The sequence below is a fragment of the Micromonospora foliorum genome (genome assembly GCF_022229015.1).
Classification (GTDB): domain Bacteria; phylum Actinomycetota; class Actinomycetes; order Mycobacteriales; family Micromonosporaceae; genus Micromonospora; species Micromonospora foliorum.
The window spans coordinates 11,504-28,279 of record NZ_JAKKFF010000169.1; the positions used below are offsets into that span (position 1 = coordinate 11,504).

General features: G+C 68.8%; 12 protein-coding genes. 1 reads left to right on the forward strand and 11 read right to left on the reverse strand.

All coding sequences use genetic code 11. The features are described 5' to 3' along the window. Position 1: 1 nt before the first annotated feature. The 11 genes from chvE to araB form a co-directional block, all read right to left on the reverse strand. A complete protein-coding gene (chvE, locus tag PSH25_RS13950) occupies positions 2-1,144 on the reverse strand; it encodes a multiple monosaccharide ABC transporter substrate-binding protein (RefSeq protein ID WP_238659504.1) in 1,143 nt (380 codons plus the stop codon). Positions 1,145-1,429: 285 nt separating this feature from the next. Continuing rightward, positions 1,430-3,076 (reverse strand): glycoside hydrolase family 27 protein, encoded by a 1,647-nt coding sequence (locus PSH25_RS13955; protein ID WP_238659505.1) that lies wholly within the window; start codon positions 3,074-3,076, stop codon positions 1,430-1,432. Positions 3,077-3,394: 318 nt separating this feature from the next. Continuing rightward, entirely contained in the window at positions 3,395-4,381 is a 987-nt protein-coding gene (locus tag PSH25_RS13960) for a LacI family DNA-binding transcriptional regulator (RefSeq protein ID WP_238659506.1), read from the reverse strand. Between the two features lie 412 nt (positions 4,382-4,793). Continuing rightward, positions 4,794-6,890, reverse strand: coding sequence for an RICIN domain-containing protein (locus PSH25_RS13965; protein ID WP_238659507.1), 2,097 nt, complete (start codon positions 6,888-6,890; stop codon positions 4,794-4,796). A gap of 346 nt (positions 6,891-7,236) precedes the next feature. Further along, positions 7,237-8,739 (reverse strand): L-arabinose isomerase, encoded by a 1,503-nt coding sequence (araA, locus tag PSH25_RS13970; protein WP_203117741.1) that lies wholly within the window; start codon positions 8,737-8,739, stop codon positions 7,237-7,239. A 26-nt stretch (positions 8,740-8,765) separates the two neighbouring features. Continuing rightward, on the reverse strand, positions 8,766-9,755 hold the full coding sequence (gene yjfF / locus PSH25_RS13975; protein WP_210781560.1) for a galactofuranose ABC transporter, permease protein YjfF: 990 nt from the start codon (positions 9,753-9,755) through the stop codon (positions 8,766-8,768). Further along, positions 9,752-10,822 (reverse strand): ABC transporter permease, encoded by a 1,071-nt coding sequence (locus PSH25_RS13980; protein WP_238659508.1) that lies wholly within the window; start codon positions 10,820-10,822, stop codon positions 9,752-9,754. The genes yjfF and PSH25_RS13980 overlap by 4 nt, the downstream gene beginning before the upstream one ends. After that, positions 10,819-12,360, reverse strand: coding sequence for a sugar ABC transporter ATP-binding protein (locus tag PSH25_RS13985; protein ID WP_238659509.1), 1,542 nt, complete (start codon positions 12,358-12,360; stop codon positions 10,819-10,821). Before PSH25_RS13985 ends, PSH25_RS13980 begins: the two co-directional genes overlap by 4 nt. A 188-nt stretch (positions 12,361-12,548) precedes the next feature. After that, positions 12,549-13,553 carry an ABC transporter substrate-binding protein gene (locus PSH25_RS13990; RefSeq protein WP_372492791.1) on the reverse strand — a complete coding sequence of 335 codons (1,005 nt, stop codon included), beginning with the start codon at positions 13,551-13,553 and terminating at the stop codon, positions 12,549-12,551. 130 nt (positions 13,554-13,683) lie between these two features. Next, on the reverse strand, positions 13,684-14,376 hold the full coding sequence (locus tag PSH25_RS13995; protein ID WP_238659510.1) for an L-ribulose-5-phosphate 4-epimerase: 693 nt from the start codon (positions 14,374-14,376) through the stop codon (positions 13,684-13,686). Next, positions 14,373-16,055, reverse strand: a complete 1,683-nt coding sequence (araB, locus tag PSH25_RS14000; RefSeq protein ID WP_238659511.1) for a ribulokinase — start codon at positions 16,053-16,055, stop codon at positions 14,373-14,375. The genes PSH25_RS13995 and araB overlap by 4 nt, the downstream gene beginning before the upstream one ends. Positions 16,056-16,585: 530 nt before the next feature. Between araB and PSH25_RS14005 the strand changes: the two genes are divergently transcribed. Continuing rightward, on the forward strand, positions 16,586-16,776 hold a 191-nt coding region (locus PSH25_RS14005), incomplete at its 3' end, for a hypothetical protein (RefSeq protein WP_238659512.1).

Genomic DNA, 16,776 nt, shown 5'->3' on the forward strand with positions numbered 1-16,776 from the left:
CTTACTTCTTGGCCTGACCGGCGGCGACCTCTTCCGCCGTCCAGTAGCCGGAGTCGATCAGCGTCGCCTTGATGTCGTCCTTGTAGACGGTGGCGATCGGCAGCAGGTACGCCGGGACGACCTTGACACCGTTGTTGTACGTCTGGGTGTCGTTGGCCTGCGGCTGCTTCTTCTGCAGGAACGCCTCGGCGGCGTTCACGGCCTGCTCGGCCAGCAGCCGGGTGTCCTTGAAGACCGTGGAGCTCTGCACGCCGTCGTTGATCAGCTTGATCGAGGCGATCTCCGCGTCCTGGCCGGTCACCACGGGGAGCTTCTTCGCGCCCTTGCCGTAGCCGGCGTTCTGCAGGGCGGTGATGATGCCGCGGGAGATGCCGTCGTACGGCGAGAGCACCCCGTCGACCTTCGAGCCGTCGTTGTAGCTGGAGGTGAGCAGGTTCTCCATCCGCTTCTGCGCGGTCTCCTGCTGCCACCGCAGGATGGCTACCTGCTCGGGGGTGGTCTGCTTGGACTTGACGACAAGCGTGCCGTTCTCGATGAACGGCTTCAGCGTGTCCATCGCGCCACCGAAGAAGTACTGGGTGTTGTTGTCGTCCAGCGAACCGGCGAAGAGCTCGACGTTCAGCGGCCCCTTGGCGGTGCCCTTCGAGCCGTCCTTGTTCAGCAGGCCGAGACCGACGAGCAGCGCGGTGCCCTGGGCGACGCCGACCTTGTAGTTGTCGAAGCTGACGTAGAAGTCGACGTCCTTGCTGCCGCGGATGAGCCGGTCGTAGGAGATGACCGGGATCTTCGCGGCCGCGGCTGCCTGCAGCTGGCTGCTGAGCGCGGTGCCGTCGATCGCCGCGAGGACCAGGACGTCAGCACCCTGGGTGATCATCTGGTCGACCTGCTGCGACTGCGTGGGGATGTCGTCGCCGGCGTACTGGAGGTCGACCTTGTAGCCCTTGGCCTCCAGCTTCGACTTCACCGCGTTGCCGTCGGCGATCCACCGCTCCGAGGTCTGGGTCGGCATCGACACACCGATGGTCAACTCGCTGGGCTTCTCGCCGCCGGTGGTGCCACCGCTGCCCGCACCCCCGCCACTGCACGCCGCCAAACTCAGCGCCAGTGCCGCGCCGCCGAGAGCAACCAGGAATTTCCTGCCCACGGGCTTCTCCTCTCTGGACTCCCCCGCCGACTGCCGGGGCCAACTGTCATCTTTCGGGTAGTGTTAGCGCTCACATAGATTGCGTCAACACCAGATCCGAAATACCGGTGTCACGGTCTCGTAACGGAGCATCCAGGCGAGCGTAGCCATGCGGCCGGTCCCCCGAAAGGGCAGGACGCGCGCCGCACAGACGGGTGCCCGCGGGCGACGTCTGCCGTCCGCGGGCACCAGTACTACCGGATCGGGCGGGTTGCCGCCACCCGGGCGGTCAACGGGCCCCGGCGGCTACCGCTGCGACCACCGCTGGTTCGCCGCCCCGGTGCAGGTCCAGAGGATCACCGTGGTGCCGTTGGCCGTGCCGTTGTTGTTGACGTCCAGGCAGAGCCCCGACTGCGTGCTGCTGATCGTGCCGTTGGCGTTGACCGCCCACTGCTGGTTGGCCCCGCCGTTGCAGTCCCAGATCTGCACCTTGGCGCCGGCCGCGGCGTTGAGCGGCGCGTCCAGGCACTTACCGAGGGCCTGCAGGGTCTGACCGCTGCTGGTCCAGCGCTGGTTGGCGGCACCGTTGCAGTCCCAGATGACCGGCTGCGTGCCGTTGGTCGTGTTGCTGTTCGGCACGTCGAGGCAGCGGCCGGAGGCGGCGCTGGCATACGCGCTCGACGTGGTCGGCGGCGGCGTCGTCGTTCCGCCGCCGCTGACCCGGTACACCACCGTGCCGTGCGCGGGGACGCTGGCGCTGATGGCCCCGCTGCTGGAGCTGGTGCCACCGGTCCACGCGTCCACCAGGGTGAACGACGAGCCGGACTTTCCGATGGCCGCGGCCGTGGTCGAGATCGTCGTCGTGGAGGCGCCCTGGTTGAACAGGGCGACGGCGACGTCACCGTTGGCGAGCCGCTTGGCCAGCACCCGGCGGGTGCCGTCGAACGACACCTGCGTCCCCTGCAACCCGAGCGAGTCCTGGTTGATCGCGATCAGGTTGGCGTTCTTGAGGATGGTCTGGGTCGCGGTGTTCATGTTCCGCACGTCGTTGCCGGCGATCAGCGGAGACGCCATGATCGCCCACATCGCGAAGTGGCTGCGCATCTCCGTGTCGTTCATGCCGCCGCGGCCGACCTCCATCATGTCCGGGTCGTTGAACCCGCCCGGCCTGGCGTAGGACGCCAGCGGAACGGTCACGTTGATGATGTTCTGGATGCCCATCGGGTAGCCGTTGCTCTGGCCGGTGTCCCACGCGTTGGTGATGTCCTCGGTGGTTCGCCACATGTTGGCCACGTCGCCCCAGTTGCGCTGCGGGCCGGTCTTGGCGTGGATGCTGTTCGGGTTGATGCTGTAGACGATCGGTCGACCGGTGGCGGCCAGCGCGTCACGCATCTTGGCGAAGGTGGCCACCTGGTCGTTGATGCTGCCCTCCGGCGAGCACCAGTCGTACTTGAGGAAGTCGACACCCCAGGCGGCGAACTGGCGCGCGTCCTGCACCTCGTGGCCACGGCTGCCGGTCGCGCCGGGGTAGGCGCCGAAGTACTGTGCGCACGTCTTGTCGACCGGCACCTGGTAGAGGCCGAACTTCAGGTTCCGGGCGTGCAGGTAGTCGCCGAGCGCCTTCATCCCACTGGGGAACCGGCCGGGGTCGCCCTGGATGTTGCCGGAGCTGTCCCGGTTGGGGTTGAACCAGCAGTCGTCGACCACGACGTAGTTGTAGCCCAGGTCCCGCATACCGCTGCTGACGATCGCGTCCGCCGTCTGCCGGATCAGCGCCTCGTTGATGTTGCAGCCGAACGAGTTCCACGAATTCCAACCCATGGGTGGAGTGCGCGCCACGCCGTTGTCCAGTGCCTGCGCGGTCGGGGCGCGAAGGCCGACCAGGGCGCCGGCGAGCAGTATTCCGGCCGCCAGTACGCTCCCCCAGCGCCGACCTCGGGTAATGCGGTTCATCGAGCCTCCTTGTCGGTGGCGCCCGCCCGCGACCACGATCCCTGGCCGGTGCGCCGATAGTTGGACGCCAATTTTTGTTAGCGTTAACAGAGACGCCCATCATGTTACGGCCACATTTCATGAGGTTCAATACCTGCGCGGTGCCGTATCGCCCGACATCGATTGGCTACACTCAGCAACCAATCGAGACACGTCTTATCGGCGGCGAAGCCGGAAATTGACGCACGCTGGCACGGCCCCGCACCCGTCGCGCGGCGCTCGGCGGGGAGCGGCGGCGGGACTGAACCGCGCCGAGGCGACCTCCGGGTGGTCCGGCCGTCAGTGACGCGGTGGGGCGACACTCTGGCGCGCGACCAGAGCCGGGGCGACGGTCTGCCGCAGCGCCCCACCGGTGCCCGACTCGATCTGGGACAGCAGCATCTGCAGGCTCGCCCGCGCCACCGCGTCGAAGTCAGGTCGGACGGTGGTCAGCGGCGGGATGAAGTACGCCGCCTCCGGCACGTCGTCGAAGCCGACCACGCTGATCTCGTCCGGCACCCGCCGGCCGAACTCGTGCAGCGCCCGCAGCACGCCCAGCGCGAGGTGGTCGTTGGCGGTGAAGACGGCGGTGACCTCCGGCATCCGCGCCAACATCTGCCCGCACCGGTAACCCGACGCCGCGGACCAGTCCCCCGGCATCGGCGGCGGCGGATCCAGCCCGGCGGCCAGCAGCGCCTGCCGCCAGCCGTCGATCCGGCCGACGCTGTCGAACCAGTCGGTCGGCCCGGAGACGTGCCAGACGGTGCGGTGCCCGGCGTCGAGCAGGTGCTGCGTCGCCGCCCGGGCGCCCGCCACCTGGTCGACCGTCACCAGCGGCACCGGCCGGTTCGGGTCACCGTCGACGGTGACCAGCGGGACGTCCTTGGGCAGGCGCTCCAACGCCTCACCGGCCGACTCGACCGGGGCGATGACCACAATCCCGGCGACCCGGTGCGACAGGTGCCGCTCGACGGCCGCCGAGATGGAACGGTGGTCCAGGTTTCGCACGCTGCCGACGCTGACCGCGAAACCCTCCTCGGCGGCGGTCTGCTCCAACGCGGCCAGCAACGACGCCGGACCGTAGAGCGTCGTGTTCTGCGCGACCACGCCGATGACCTGCGATCGGCCGGTCACCAGGGCACGTGCCGCGCCGTTGGGGCGGTAGCCGAGTTCGGCGATCGCCGCCCGCACCCGAAGCCGGGTCTGCTCACGGACGTTGGGATGCCCGTTGAGCACCCGCGACACCGTCTGATGGGAGACACCGGCGAGACGAGCAACGTCCGTCATCGCGGGACCGTGGACGGCCATTTCACTCCCCCCGCTACATCTCCGGCCCGCGGCCCGTCGACGTCGACTGGAGCGGTCCGGCCCGATCCCCCTCGCTCAGTCACCACGCCGGTGCTGAATCCCAGGTGACCAGCGCTGGATCGCCGACAGTCTACGCCAGCAACGGCTCCGAACACGGCACCGCTGTGCGGGGACTGCGCCAGGCACCGAAGCCGCCCGACGCGGTGCCCACCCGTAGTACGCGGCCAACCGGCGCGAGGCACGGCCCCGACGTGGTACGCCGGCCTGCCCCCGCTCCTGGACAGAGCGTGGAGCAGGCCGGCGAGGCCCCGACGCGGTGGCGCGGACTCGACATGCCGGCCGGCATGCGGTGCCAGCGCCACCGGTCAGACCGATCGTCGTGTGACTGGTGTCACGGGGTGGTCAGGTCGAACCGGCGCACGGTGACCGCGCCACCGAGCGCCTGTGTCGCGTGGTTGAAGATGGCGAATCGGTAGCCCATGAAGAACTGCCAGTTGTTCGCCAGCGTCAGGGCGTTGCCGAACGAGGTGAAGTTGACCCCGTCGGTGCTGTACGAGAAACGGGCCTGCCGGCCGGAGCCGGGTCTGATGTCGGCGTTGGCGCGCAACCAGATCCGGCCACCGGAGACGGCGGTGCTCGCCACCTCGCTGCCGGTGCTCGTGGTGTTCCAGCTGCCGTCCATCGTCAGGCCGTTCTGCATGACCAGCCGGGTGGACCCGTTGTCCCGTCGGACCCCGATCCAGGCTGACGAGTTGCGCAGCACCGCCAGGCCGGTGCGGTCACCGTCGCGCATGGTGGAGTAGTCCAACTCGATGGTCGCGGTCGAGGTGGGGCCCTGGATGCGGTGGGTGAGCGTGTTGCGCGCCTTGTACAGGTCGCTGGTGACGGTGGCGGTCTGCAGGTTCAGCCCGTTGTTCACCGACCACCTGCTGTTGTCCGGGTTGTGGTTCCACTCCCACTGCGGGCCGAGCGTGGTGCCGGCGAACGTGTCGGTGCCGGTGAGCGGCTTGACCGCCCGGGGCGGCGCGGGCAGGTTCGGCTTCGGGTACGAGCTGCCCCAGGTGCCGTTGACCGTCTGCAGCACGGGCCAGCCGTCGCCGGTCCAGGTGATCGGGGCCATGGCCGGCATCCGACCACCGGGGTACGCGTCGACGAAGGACATGTAGTACCAGTCGCCGTTCTGGGTCTGCACCAGCCCACCCTGGTGTGGCACACCGCCACCGGAGATCGGGCCGGGCAGGTTGAGCAGCACCTGACGCTGCTCGTACGGGCCGAACGGGCCGTTCGTCGACTTCAGCACGTACTGGCCGTTCGCCGGGCGGGTGAGCCAGATGTAGTAGGCGCCGTTGCGCTTGTAGAAGCGGGCACCCTCCAGCGTCCCGATGCTCGACGGCGTGGTGTACACCTGCTGGGCACGAACCTGGGACTTCCCGTCCGCGGACAGCTGCGCCACGCTGATGGTGCCGTTGCCGTACGCCACATACATGGTGTCGTTGTCGTCGATCAGCATCCCGGCGTCGTAGTAGCAGTTGGGGATGGTGGTGTGCTTGCTCCAGGTGCCGTCGACGGCGGACGCGGTGTAGATGTGGGTCTGCGCGAAGTCGATGCACCCGGCCCAGTAGTACGTCCGGTTGCTCGGCCGGTAGTTCAGCGTCGACGCCCAGATCCCGTCGACGTAGGCGTTACCGCCGCTCATGTCGTACTTCGAGCCGAAGTCGAGTCGGGGCACGGAGTGACCGGCGAACTCCCAGTTCACCAGGTCGTACGAGCGCAGGACCGGCGCGCCCGGCGAGTAGTGCATGGTGGATGCCGACATGTAGTAGGCGTTGTCCACCCGGATGATGTCGACGTCGGCGAAGTCCTGCCAGACCACCGGGTTCGAGTACGACGTGCCGGGGGTGCCGGGGTTGCCGCCGCCGACCTGGACGAGCTGCCACTGCTGGTTGGTGCCGCCCCAGTCGTCGTACTGCACGATGTTGCCACCGTCGGCGGTCGAGGCGCCCTGCACCTCCATCACCTTGTTGCTGTTCCGGTTGATCAGCCGGACGTAACCACCGGCCGAGTCCGCCAGGCGGAACTGCTGGTTGGTTCCGTTGCCGTCAGACCACTGCACGATCGACGCGCCGTTGGCGGTGGAGAAGTTGGAGACGTCGAGCACCTTGCCCGAGTGCCGCGACTTCAGCCGGTAGTAGCCACCACCGGAGTCCACGAACTGCCACTGCTGCCAGGCGCCGTCGTTACGCGCCCACTGGGTGATGCGCGCGCCGTCGTTCGTCGCCTGGTTGTAGACGTCCAGCGCCTTACCGCTGTTGCGGTTCACCAGCACGTAGTACGCGTTGGTGTCGACCGTCGCCGCTGACGCGGCGGTCGGCGCGACAGCCGCCAGAGCGCCGCCGACCACCACCGCGACCGCGGCGGCGACGAGGCGCGACAGCCGACCACGCCCCCGCGCCGGTGTTGTCCAGGGAACCCGACCGATGGCAACCATGATCCTCCTCTGACGATGCGTTCCGAGCGGCCCGGGGGTCGTCATCCGCGGCACTGGGCGGTGTGCCGAGCTGGCCTGATCGCAGGATGTGATCGCTAACATCACTCAACGTGGTCCGAGGCACTGATCTGCCGAACACGGGGAGAGATATGATCGCGGCCGGGCCAGCCACAGACATCGACCGTCTTGGTTATAGACTGTGAGCGATAACACGGCCTTAGTCAAGACGTAACCCAATCGGCTCGTGACCGTGCTAGCGGACACGCAAACGGGTGGCCCGCCCCTGCCCGAGGGATGTCAGGCAGGGGACGGACCACCCGTCCGGGGCGCGGCCGGGCCGCGCGAATCAGAAGCCGCGGGCCAGCCGGTAGTAGGCCTGGTTCCAGCGCAGCTCGTCGGCGAAGCGGCGGGGCTCCGTGGCGGCGTCGATGACGACGAGCTCGGTGCGGCTCATCTCCGCCAGGTCGTGCAGCTCCTCCACGCCCACCGCCTGCGACAGCACGGTGTGGTGCGGGGCGCCCGCGGTGATCCACGCCTCGGCCGAGACCGGCAGGTCGGGGCGCGGACGCCAGACGGCCCGGGCGACCGGCAACCGGCGCAGCGGCTGCGGCGGAGCCACCACGTCGATCTCGTTGGCCACGAGCCGGAAGCGCTCCCCCATGTCGGCCAGCCCGAGCACCACGGCCGGACCGGGTGCGGCGTCGAACACCAGCCGGACCGGGTCCTCCCGGCCACCGATGCTCAGCGGATGGATCTCCACGTTGGGCACGTCGGAGGCGATCGTCGGGCAGACCTCCAGCATGTGGGCGCCGAGCACCAGCTCGTTGCCCGGGGTGAGGTCGTAGGTGTAGTCCTCCATGAACGACGTGCCGCCGCTCACGCCCACCGACATCGCCTTGAGGGTGCGGACCAGCACCGAGGTCTTCCAGTCGCCCTCGCCGCCGAAGCCGTAGCCGTCCGCCATCAGCCGCTGCACGGCGATGCCCGGCAGCTGACGCAGCCCTCCGAGGTCCTCGAAGTTCGTCGTGAACGCCCGGAACCCGCCCGCGTCCAGGAAGGCCCGCATGCCCAGCTCCACGCGCGCGGCGTAGCGCAGCGAGTCGTGCTGCTCACCGCCGGGCAGCAGCTCGCCGACGATGCGGTAAGTGTCCTCGTACTCCTTGACCAGGTCGTCCACCTGCGCGTCGGTGACCTCGCCGACCACCTCGACAAGGTCGTTGACCCCGTAGGTGTTGACCGAGACCCCGAACCGCAGCTCGGCCTCGACCTTGTCGCCCTCGGTCACCGCGACGTCGCGCATGTTGTCACCGAAGCGGGCCAGGCGCAGCGACCGCATCGCCGACCAGCCCAGCGCGGCGCGGGCCCATGCCCCGATCCGAGTGGTCACCCGCGGGTCGCTGACGTGCCCGGCCACCGTCTTGCGGGCCACACCGAGACGCGTCTGGATGTACCCGAACTCGCGGTCGCCGTGGGCGGCCTGGTTCAGGTTCATGAAGTCCATGTCGATGTCGTTCCACGGCAGCAGAACGTTGGCCTGGGTGTGCAGGTGCAGCAGCGGCGTCTGCAACGCGTCCAGACCGGAGATCCACATCTTGGCCGGCGAGAACGTGTGCATCCAGGCGATGACCCCGACGGCACCCTGAGCGGCGGCGTCCCGACAGACCTGCAGGATCTCACCGCTGTTGGTCAGGACGGGCTTCCAGACCACGCGGGCGGGAATCTGCGGCGAGTCGTCGAGCGCTGCCGCGATCTGGCGAGACTGCTCGGCCACCTGGCGGAGCGTCTCCTCGCCGTACATGCCTTGGCTGCCGGTGAGGAACCAGATCTCGGGTTCGGTGTGTGGTGCCATGGAGTTGCCTTCCGCGAGAGGGGCGGTCACTTGTAACGGATTCCGATGAGACGCTGCAGGAGGATGAACGCGAAGAGCAGACCGCCAATCACGATCTTGGTCCACCAGGAGTTGAGGCTCCCGTCGAAGGTGATGAGGGTCTGGATCACGCCGAGGACCAGCACGCCGAGCACCGTGCCGAAGACGTAACCCGCGCCGCCGGTGAGCACCGTGCCACCGATGACGACGGCGGCGATGACGTCCAGCTCCATCCCCACGGCGATCAGCGGCGCACCGGAGAGGGTGTAGAAGGACAACAGGATCCCGCCGATGGCCGAGCACAGACCACTGATCGTGTAGACGGCGATCCGGGTACGCCCCACCGGCAGGCCCATCAGCAGCGCCGACTGCGGGTTGCCGCCGATGGCGTACACGTTGCGTCCCAGCCGGGTGTAGGCCAGCGTGTACGCGGCGATGACGACCACCACGAAGGCGATCAGCACGCTGATCGACACGAAGTTGCCCCGAGGGTCCCCGATCCGCTCCTGCGACATCGAGGTCCAGAACCCGTCGGTGATCGGGATCGACGCGCCGGAGATGAAGGTGCACATGCCCCGGGCGAAGAACATCCCGGCGAGCGTGACGATGAACGGCTGGATCTCGAAGAAGTGGATGACGCAGCCCATCAACAGGCCGAGCGTCGGGCCGATGAGCAGGGCGATGACCAGCACCAGCGCCGCCGGCATGCCGTCCTGCAGCAGCGCGGCCGACACCATCGCCGTCATGGCGACGACCGACCCGACCGACAGGTCGATGCCACCGGTCAGGATCACGAAGGTCATGCCCACCGCGACGACGAGGAGGAAGCCGTTGTCGATGAAGACGTTGAAGATGACCTGCACGTTGGAGAACGCCGTGTACTGCGAGACGCCGATGCCGTACATCACCAGCAAAAGGGCGAGCGTCGCCAGGACCGGTATCTGCTTCCTCGGCAGCCGGAACCGGGTACGACCGGCGGTAAGCGTTCCAGTGGTCATGCCGGCACCTGCTCCTTCGGCTTGTCGGCGATGGCGGCGGGCGGCGGGGCGCTGCGCCTACGGCGGCTGAACCGGGCCCGGAAGGCCGGTGCCTGGATGAGGCAGACGGCGATGACGACGACCGCTTTGAACAGCAGCGAGGTCTGCGGTGAGATGTCCATGGCGTACACCGTGGTGGTCAGGGTCTGGATGATCAGCGCGCCGATGATCGTGCCACTGAGGAAGAACCGGCCACCCGCGAGGGACGTACCGCCGATGACGACCGCGAGGATCGCGTCCAGCTCGACCCAGAGGCCGGCGGCGTTGCCGTCGGCGCTGGAGACGTTTGCCGTCATCATGAAGCCGGCGACCGCGGCGCACGCGGCGCTGATCACGTACGCGAGGAAGATGACCCGGCCGGACCGGATGCCGGCGAGCCGGCTGGCCACGGCGTTGCCACCCACCGACTCGATGATCATGCCGAGCGCGGTGCGACGGGTGAACGCGGCCACGAGCAGGGCCGCGGCGAGTGCGATGAAGATGGCCAGCGGCAGGGTCAACGCGTGGCCCAGGCCGATCGCCCGGTACGGCTCGGAGTTGATGGTGATGATCTGGCCCTCGGTGATCAGCTGGGCGAGACCCCGACCGGCCACCATCAGGATCAGGGTGGCGATGATCGGTTGGATACCGATCACGGCCACCAGCACCCCGTTCCAGGCGCCGAGCACGAGCGAGACCCCCATCGCCATCGCGAGGGCGGTCACCACCACGCCGACGCTGTTCTGGTCGGGCTGCTTGCTGATGTACATGCAGGCGATCGCGCCGCTGATCGCGCAGAGCGAGCCCACCGACAGGTCGATGCCGCCGGTCGAGATGACCAGGGTCATGCCCAGCGCGACGAGGATCAACGGTGCGCTCAGTCGCAGGATGTCGATCGGCGTGCCGTACAGGTGCCCGTCCTTGAGCTCGATGGACAGGAACCCGGGCCGGTAGATCGTGTTCGCGGCGAGCATGACGAACAGCACGGCGGCGGGCCAGAACAGCCGGTGACCGGTCATCGTCCGATAGCGGCTCATGGTGTCGTTCATGCGTCTGCCTCCTCCCGGTGGGAACCGCTGGCGATGGTCTGCATGATGCGGTCGGCGTCGAGGCTCTCGTCGTTCGCGAGCTGCGCGACCATCTGCCGGTCCCGCATCACGGCCACCTTGTGGCTGAGGCGCAGCACCTCCTCCAGCTCGGCGGAGATGAACAGCACCGCCATGCCCCCGTCGGAGAGCTGCGTCACGAGCTTCTGGATCTCGGTCTTCGCGCCGATGTCGATGCCCCGGGTCGGCTCGTCGAGGATCAGCAGTCGCGGCTCGGTGATCAGCCACCGGGCCAGGAGCACCTTCTGCTGGTTGCCGCCGGAGAGGTTGCGTACCGGCACCTCCGGGTCGGCGGGCCGGATGTTGAGCGCCTTGACGTACTTGTCGACCAGCTCGTCCTGGCGACGACGCGGAATGGGCCGCAGCCAGCCGCGGGCCGCCTGCATGGCGAGGATCATGTTCTCGCGGACCGACAGGTCGGCGACGATGCCCTCCGCGCGGCGGTTCTCCGAGCAGAAGCCCACGCCGTGGTCGATGGCCTGGGCGGGGGTGCGCAGGCTGCTCGCCTCCCCGTCGACCGCGACCTGACCGCCGTCGGCCCGGTCGGCGCCGAACAACAACCGCGCGACCTCGGTACGCCCCGAGCCCAGCAGGCCGGCCAGGCCCACCACCTCGCCGGCGTGGATGGTGAGGCTGAACGGCTCGACGGCGCCCGCCCGACCGAAGTTCGACACCGCCACCAGGGGGGTGCCCTCCTCCAGCGCGGCCAGGTCCCGCCGGGAGTGCTCCTCGATGCCCTCCAGGACGTCGAGCTCCTTGCCGATCATCTTCTCGACCAGGGAGAGCTGGGGCAGCTCGGTGGTGAGGTACTCGCCGACGAGGCCGCCGTTGCGCAGCACGGTGATCCGGTCGGCGATCTCGTAGACCTGGTCGAGGAAGTGGGTCACGAACAGGATCGCGATGCCCTCGTCACGCAGTTGCCGCATGATGCGGAACAGCTGCGCCACCTCGCTGGCGTCGAGGCTGGACGTCGGTTCGTCCAGGATCAGCACCCGGGCCTTGATGTCGATCGCACGGGCGATGGCGACCATCTGCTGGATCGCCAGGGAGTACGAGCCGAGCGGCGCGCTGACGTCGAGGTCGAGGTCGAGGCGGGCCAGCAGCGCTCGGGCGCGGCGGCGGACCTCGCCCCAGCGGACCGCGCCGAGAAGCCGGGGCTCACGGCCGATGAAGATGTTCTCCGCCACCGAGAGGTTGGTGCAGAGGTTGACTTCCTGGAAAACGGTGCTCACACCGGCGGCCGTCGCCTGCATCGGCCCGCTGAACGACACGGGCTCGCCATCGAGGGTGATCGCGCCCTCGTCGGTGTCGTAGACGCCGGTGAGCACCTTGATGAGGGTCGACTTGCCGGCGCCGTTCTCGCCCATCAGGGCGTGCACCTCGCCGGGGAAGAGCCGGAAGTTGACGTCGTGGAGTGCGCGCACCCCGGGGAAGGACTTGCTGATCCCGGTCATCGTCAGGACCGGACGGCTATCCGTCATCCCATCAGACCTCTTCTGGGTTGTCGACACGGAAGGGCCGCCACGCTCCCGCCACGCCCGCCCGGTCGTCCCTGGGGGGTCGCTCGGGCGGGCGTGGTACGGGGTCGTCGCGGGCCGAGCCCGGTCCGTTTCGGGTAGGGAAGCGACGCGGCGGGGCCGCCACGCGAACGCGGCGACCCCGTCGTCGATCAGTACTTACGGTTGGGCAGAGCTTCCTTGGCCTGCTCGGTCGTGAAGGTGGTCTCCTCGGTCTCGATCCGAGCAGGCACCTCCTGGCCGGCCTTGACCTTCTTGGCCAGGTCCATCAGCTGCGGGCCGAGCAGCGGGCTGCACTCCGCGATGAAGTTGAACTTCCCGTCGGCGAGAGCCTGCATGCCGTCCTTGACAGCGTCGATCGTGATGATGGTGATGTCCTTGCCGGGAACCTTGCCGGCGGCGGTGATCGCCTCGAGAGCACCCAGACCCATGTCGTCGTTGTGCGCGAACAACACGTCGATCTTCGGGTTGGCCTTGAGGAACTGCTCCATGACCTGCTTACCGCCGGCCCGGGTGAAGTCGCCCGTCTGAGAGGCGATGACCTTCAGGTTCGGGTTGGCGGCGATCGCCTCGGCGAAGCCCTTCTTGCGATCGTTCGCCGGCGCGGCGCCCGTGCTGCCCTGCAACTCGACGATGTTCACCGGGCCCGAGGCGGTCTTCTTCTGCTCGACCAGCCACTCGCCCGCGAGCCGGCCCTCCTTCACGAAGTCCGAGCCGAGGAAGGTCTTGTACAGCGACTTGTCGGCCGAGTCCACCGAGCGGTCGGTCAGGATGACCGGGATGCCGGCGTCCTTGGCCTCCTTGAGCACGGTGTCCCACCCGGACTCCACCACCGGCGAGAAGGCGATCACGTCGACCTTCTGCTGGATGTAGTTGCGGATCGCCTTGATCTGGTTTTCCTGCTTCTGCTGCGCGTCGTCGAACTTCAGCTCGATTCCGGCCGCCGTGGCGGCCTCCTTGATCGAGATGGTGTTCGCGGTACGCCACCCGCTCTCCGCACCGACCTGCGAGAAGCCCATCGTGATCTTGCCGTCGTCCTTGGTGCCGCCGCCGCCCGTGTCGCTATTGCCGCAGGCCGCCACGCCGCCGACCAGCAGCACGCTGGCGAGGACCGCGGCAGCGCGCCACGGAGCGGACTGCGTTCGCATCTTTCCCATCGAATCTCCTTGGCTGGATGTGGTGGGTAACCGCGCCAACCGCCGAGGTGCGCAAGAGCGGCGTACGCGGGTGGTGCGTGCTGGTGCGTCGTGGTGCAGACCGACGGGTCTCGGATGATCGGTGCAGGGGTCAGGAACCCGCCGGTGCGACTGGTTGTTGACCGTAGACGTTCTGGTAACGGTCATAAAGAGCATCGATATCTGCCTGGGCCATCGGGACCGGCTGCCCAAGGGTGTGGGCCAGGTGCGCGGTACGGGCCACGTCCTCGCACATGACCGCCGCCTTGACCGCCGCGCGGGCGTCGCGGCCGATGGTGAACACGCCGTGGTTGCGCATCAGCACCGCGGGCGAGCGGTGCCCGGCGAGCGTGGCGACGATGCCCTTGCCGATGTCGTCACCGCCGATCAGCGCGAACGGCCCGATCGGGATCTCCCCACCGAACTCGTCCGCCTGCGCGGTGAGGTGGCAGGGGATCGACTCCCCACACGCGGCCCAGGCGGTCGCGTACGAGCTGTGCGTGTGCACGACCCCACCGACCTCGGGCATGGCACGGTAGACGTAGGCGTGGGCGGCGGTGTCGCTGGACGGGGCGAAGTCGCCCTCGACGAGTACGCCGTCCAGGTCGCAGACCACCATCGTGGCCGCGGTGAGGTCGTCGTAGCTCACCCCACTCGGCTTGATCACCATCAGATCCTGGCCGGGGGCCCGCGCGGAGACGTTGCCGGACGTCCAGGCGACCAGGTTGTACCGGGTCAGCTCGGCGTGCAGGCGGGCGACGGTCTCGCGCAGCTCGCTGATCTGTCGGGTCACCTCGGCGTTCACGCCACCACCTCCAGCGGGGCCTCGTGCCTGGCCGCGGCGGTCTCGACCGCCGCGTTACGGATCGCCCGCAGGCGGAGCATGACGTCGTTGCCGCCACGACCGAAGTGGTCGTGCAGCGCCCGGTACTCGGCGTAGAGGGCGTCGTAGGCGCGGGCCCGCTCGGGGTCCGGGCGGTAGACGGCCTCGTGCACCCGACCCATCGCCTGCGACGCCTCGTGGATCGAGGGGAACGCACCGGCGGCGACGGCGGCGTGGATCGCCGAGCCCAGCGCCGGCCCCTGCGCCGAGGCGATGATGTTCAGCGGTCGCTTGGTCACGTCGGCGTAGATCTGCATCAGCAGCGCGTTGTTGGTCAGACCACCGGCGATCACCAGGTCGTTCACCGGGACTCCGGCGTCGACGAACGCTTCGATGATCATCCGGGTGCCGTACGCGGTGGACTCCAGCAGGGCCCGGTAGATGTCCGCTGGCCGGGTGGCCAGGGTCATGCCGACGATCAGCCCGCTGAGGTCGTGGTTGACCAGCAGCGACCGGTTGCCGTTCCACCAGTCCAGGGCGATCAGACCGTGCCCGCCGACGGGCTGACTCGCGGCCAGCTCGGTGAGGCGTTCGTGCGAGTCGGTGCCGGCCGGGGCGGCGTGCTCGACGAACCAGCCGAAGATGTCGCCGACGCCACTCTGCCCGGCCTCGTAACCCCACGCTCCGGGGCTGATGCCGCCGTCCACGACACCGCACATGCCGGCCACCTCGGCGACCTCCGCGCCGTTGACGACGTGGCAGGTCGAGGTGCCCATGATGGCGACCAGCCGACCCGGCTCCACCGCCTGCGCGGACGCCGCGGTGACGTGCGCGTCGACGTTGCCGACGGCCACCGCGATCCCCTCCGGCAGGCCGGTCCATGCGGCGGCCTGGGCGGTGAGCGCGCCGGCCCGGGCGCCGAGGGGCAGCAACGGGCCGTCCAGCTTGGCCACGAAGTCGCCGAAGTTGGGGTTGAGCGCGGTCAGGAAGCCCTCGGAGGGATAGTGGCCGTCCTGCAGGATGCCCTTGTATCCGGCGGTGCAGACGTTGCGGGTCTCGGTGCCGCAGAGCTGCCAGACGATCCAGTCGGCCGCCTCGATGAAGCGCTCGGCCCGGTCGTAGACCTCCGGGTCCTCCTCCAGGATCTGCAGGCCCTTGGCGTACTGCCACTCGGCGGAGATCTTGCCGCCGTACCGGCCGATCCACGGCTCGGCCCGCTCGTGGGCCAACGCGTTGATCCGGTCGGCGTGCGGCTGCGCGGCGTGGTGCTTCCACAGCTTGACCCAGGCGTGCGGTCGATCGCGCAGCTCGGGCGTCTCGCACAGCGGGGTGCCGTCGGCGAGCGTTGGCAGCACGGTGCAGGCGGTGAAGTCGATGCCGATGCCGACCACCGCCGCCGGGTCCACCCCCGCGGCGGACACCGCCGCCGGAACGGCGTACCGCAGCACGTCGCGGTAGTCCTGCGGGTTCTGCAGGGCCCAGTCCGGGGGCAGCGTTCGACCTCCCGGAAGCGCCGTGCTGATCACGCCATCGCCGTACTCGTGCACCGCGGTCCCCAACTCGGCACCATCGCCGACACGGACCACCAGAGCTCGCCCGGACAGGGTGCCGTAGTCGACACCGACGACGTAGCGGTCGTCAGCTCCGTCCACACGGTTCATGTTCACCTCCACCGTTAACGGGGATAGTGTTAACGCTCACATCCAGGCTCGTCAAGACATCTACCCGCAACAGCTCCGTAACGGAACGCGGAAGGCGGACCGACTCGGGAGGGTAGATAGCGGACTGGTGCAAAGCGCGCGATTCCGGCGTCAACGACGGCGATCAGGTGGCGAAAGGGACGTCCGCTCGAACCGGTCGCCGACGACGGAGCCATCGAGAGGCGGCGCGACAGGCCCAACACGCCGGACACTGCGGGATGACCGTCCGATAGCGACCACGCCTCGGTCGACGATGATGGCAGCGATAACATCGCCGGAGCGTCGCACTCTCGTGCTCAGACCCGCGCCAGAGCCATCGATGACCATGCGGGCTCAGAAGTGAGCACCCCGGAGGGGCGATCCGCGCAGCGCGCAGCCGGCCGACACGGCCGTGTTATCGATAACATTCAACGTCTTGGCGAGCCCCGCCGCCCCGGGTCGCCCCACGCGCCGGACGGCGCCGGACGGCGCCAGAGGGCCAAGATCAACTCGTGTTTCCTGAAGTCGCGGGGTCCGCGGCGGTGGGACCGGCCGACTTCACGAAATCCGAGTCGATCATGCGCCCGCGCCGCCGTCAGCAGCCCGATGCGCTCGCGCCGCCCGCCCGCCTGCGTCGCCCGCCCGCTCGCGCCGCCAGCCCGCAGCGCGACCACGCGCCCGCGCCGACGGCCCGCAGCCCGAC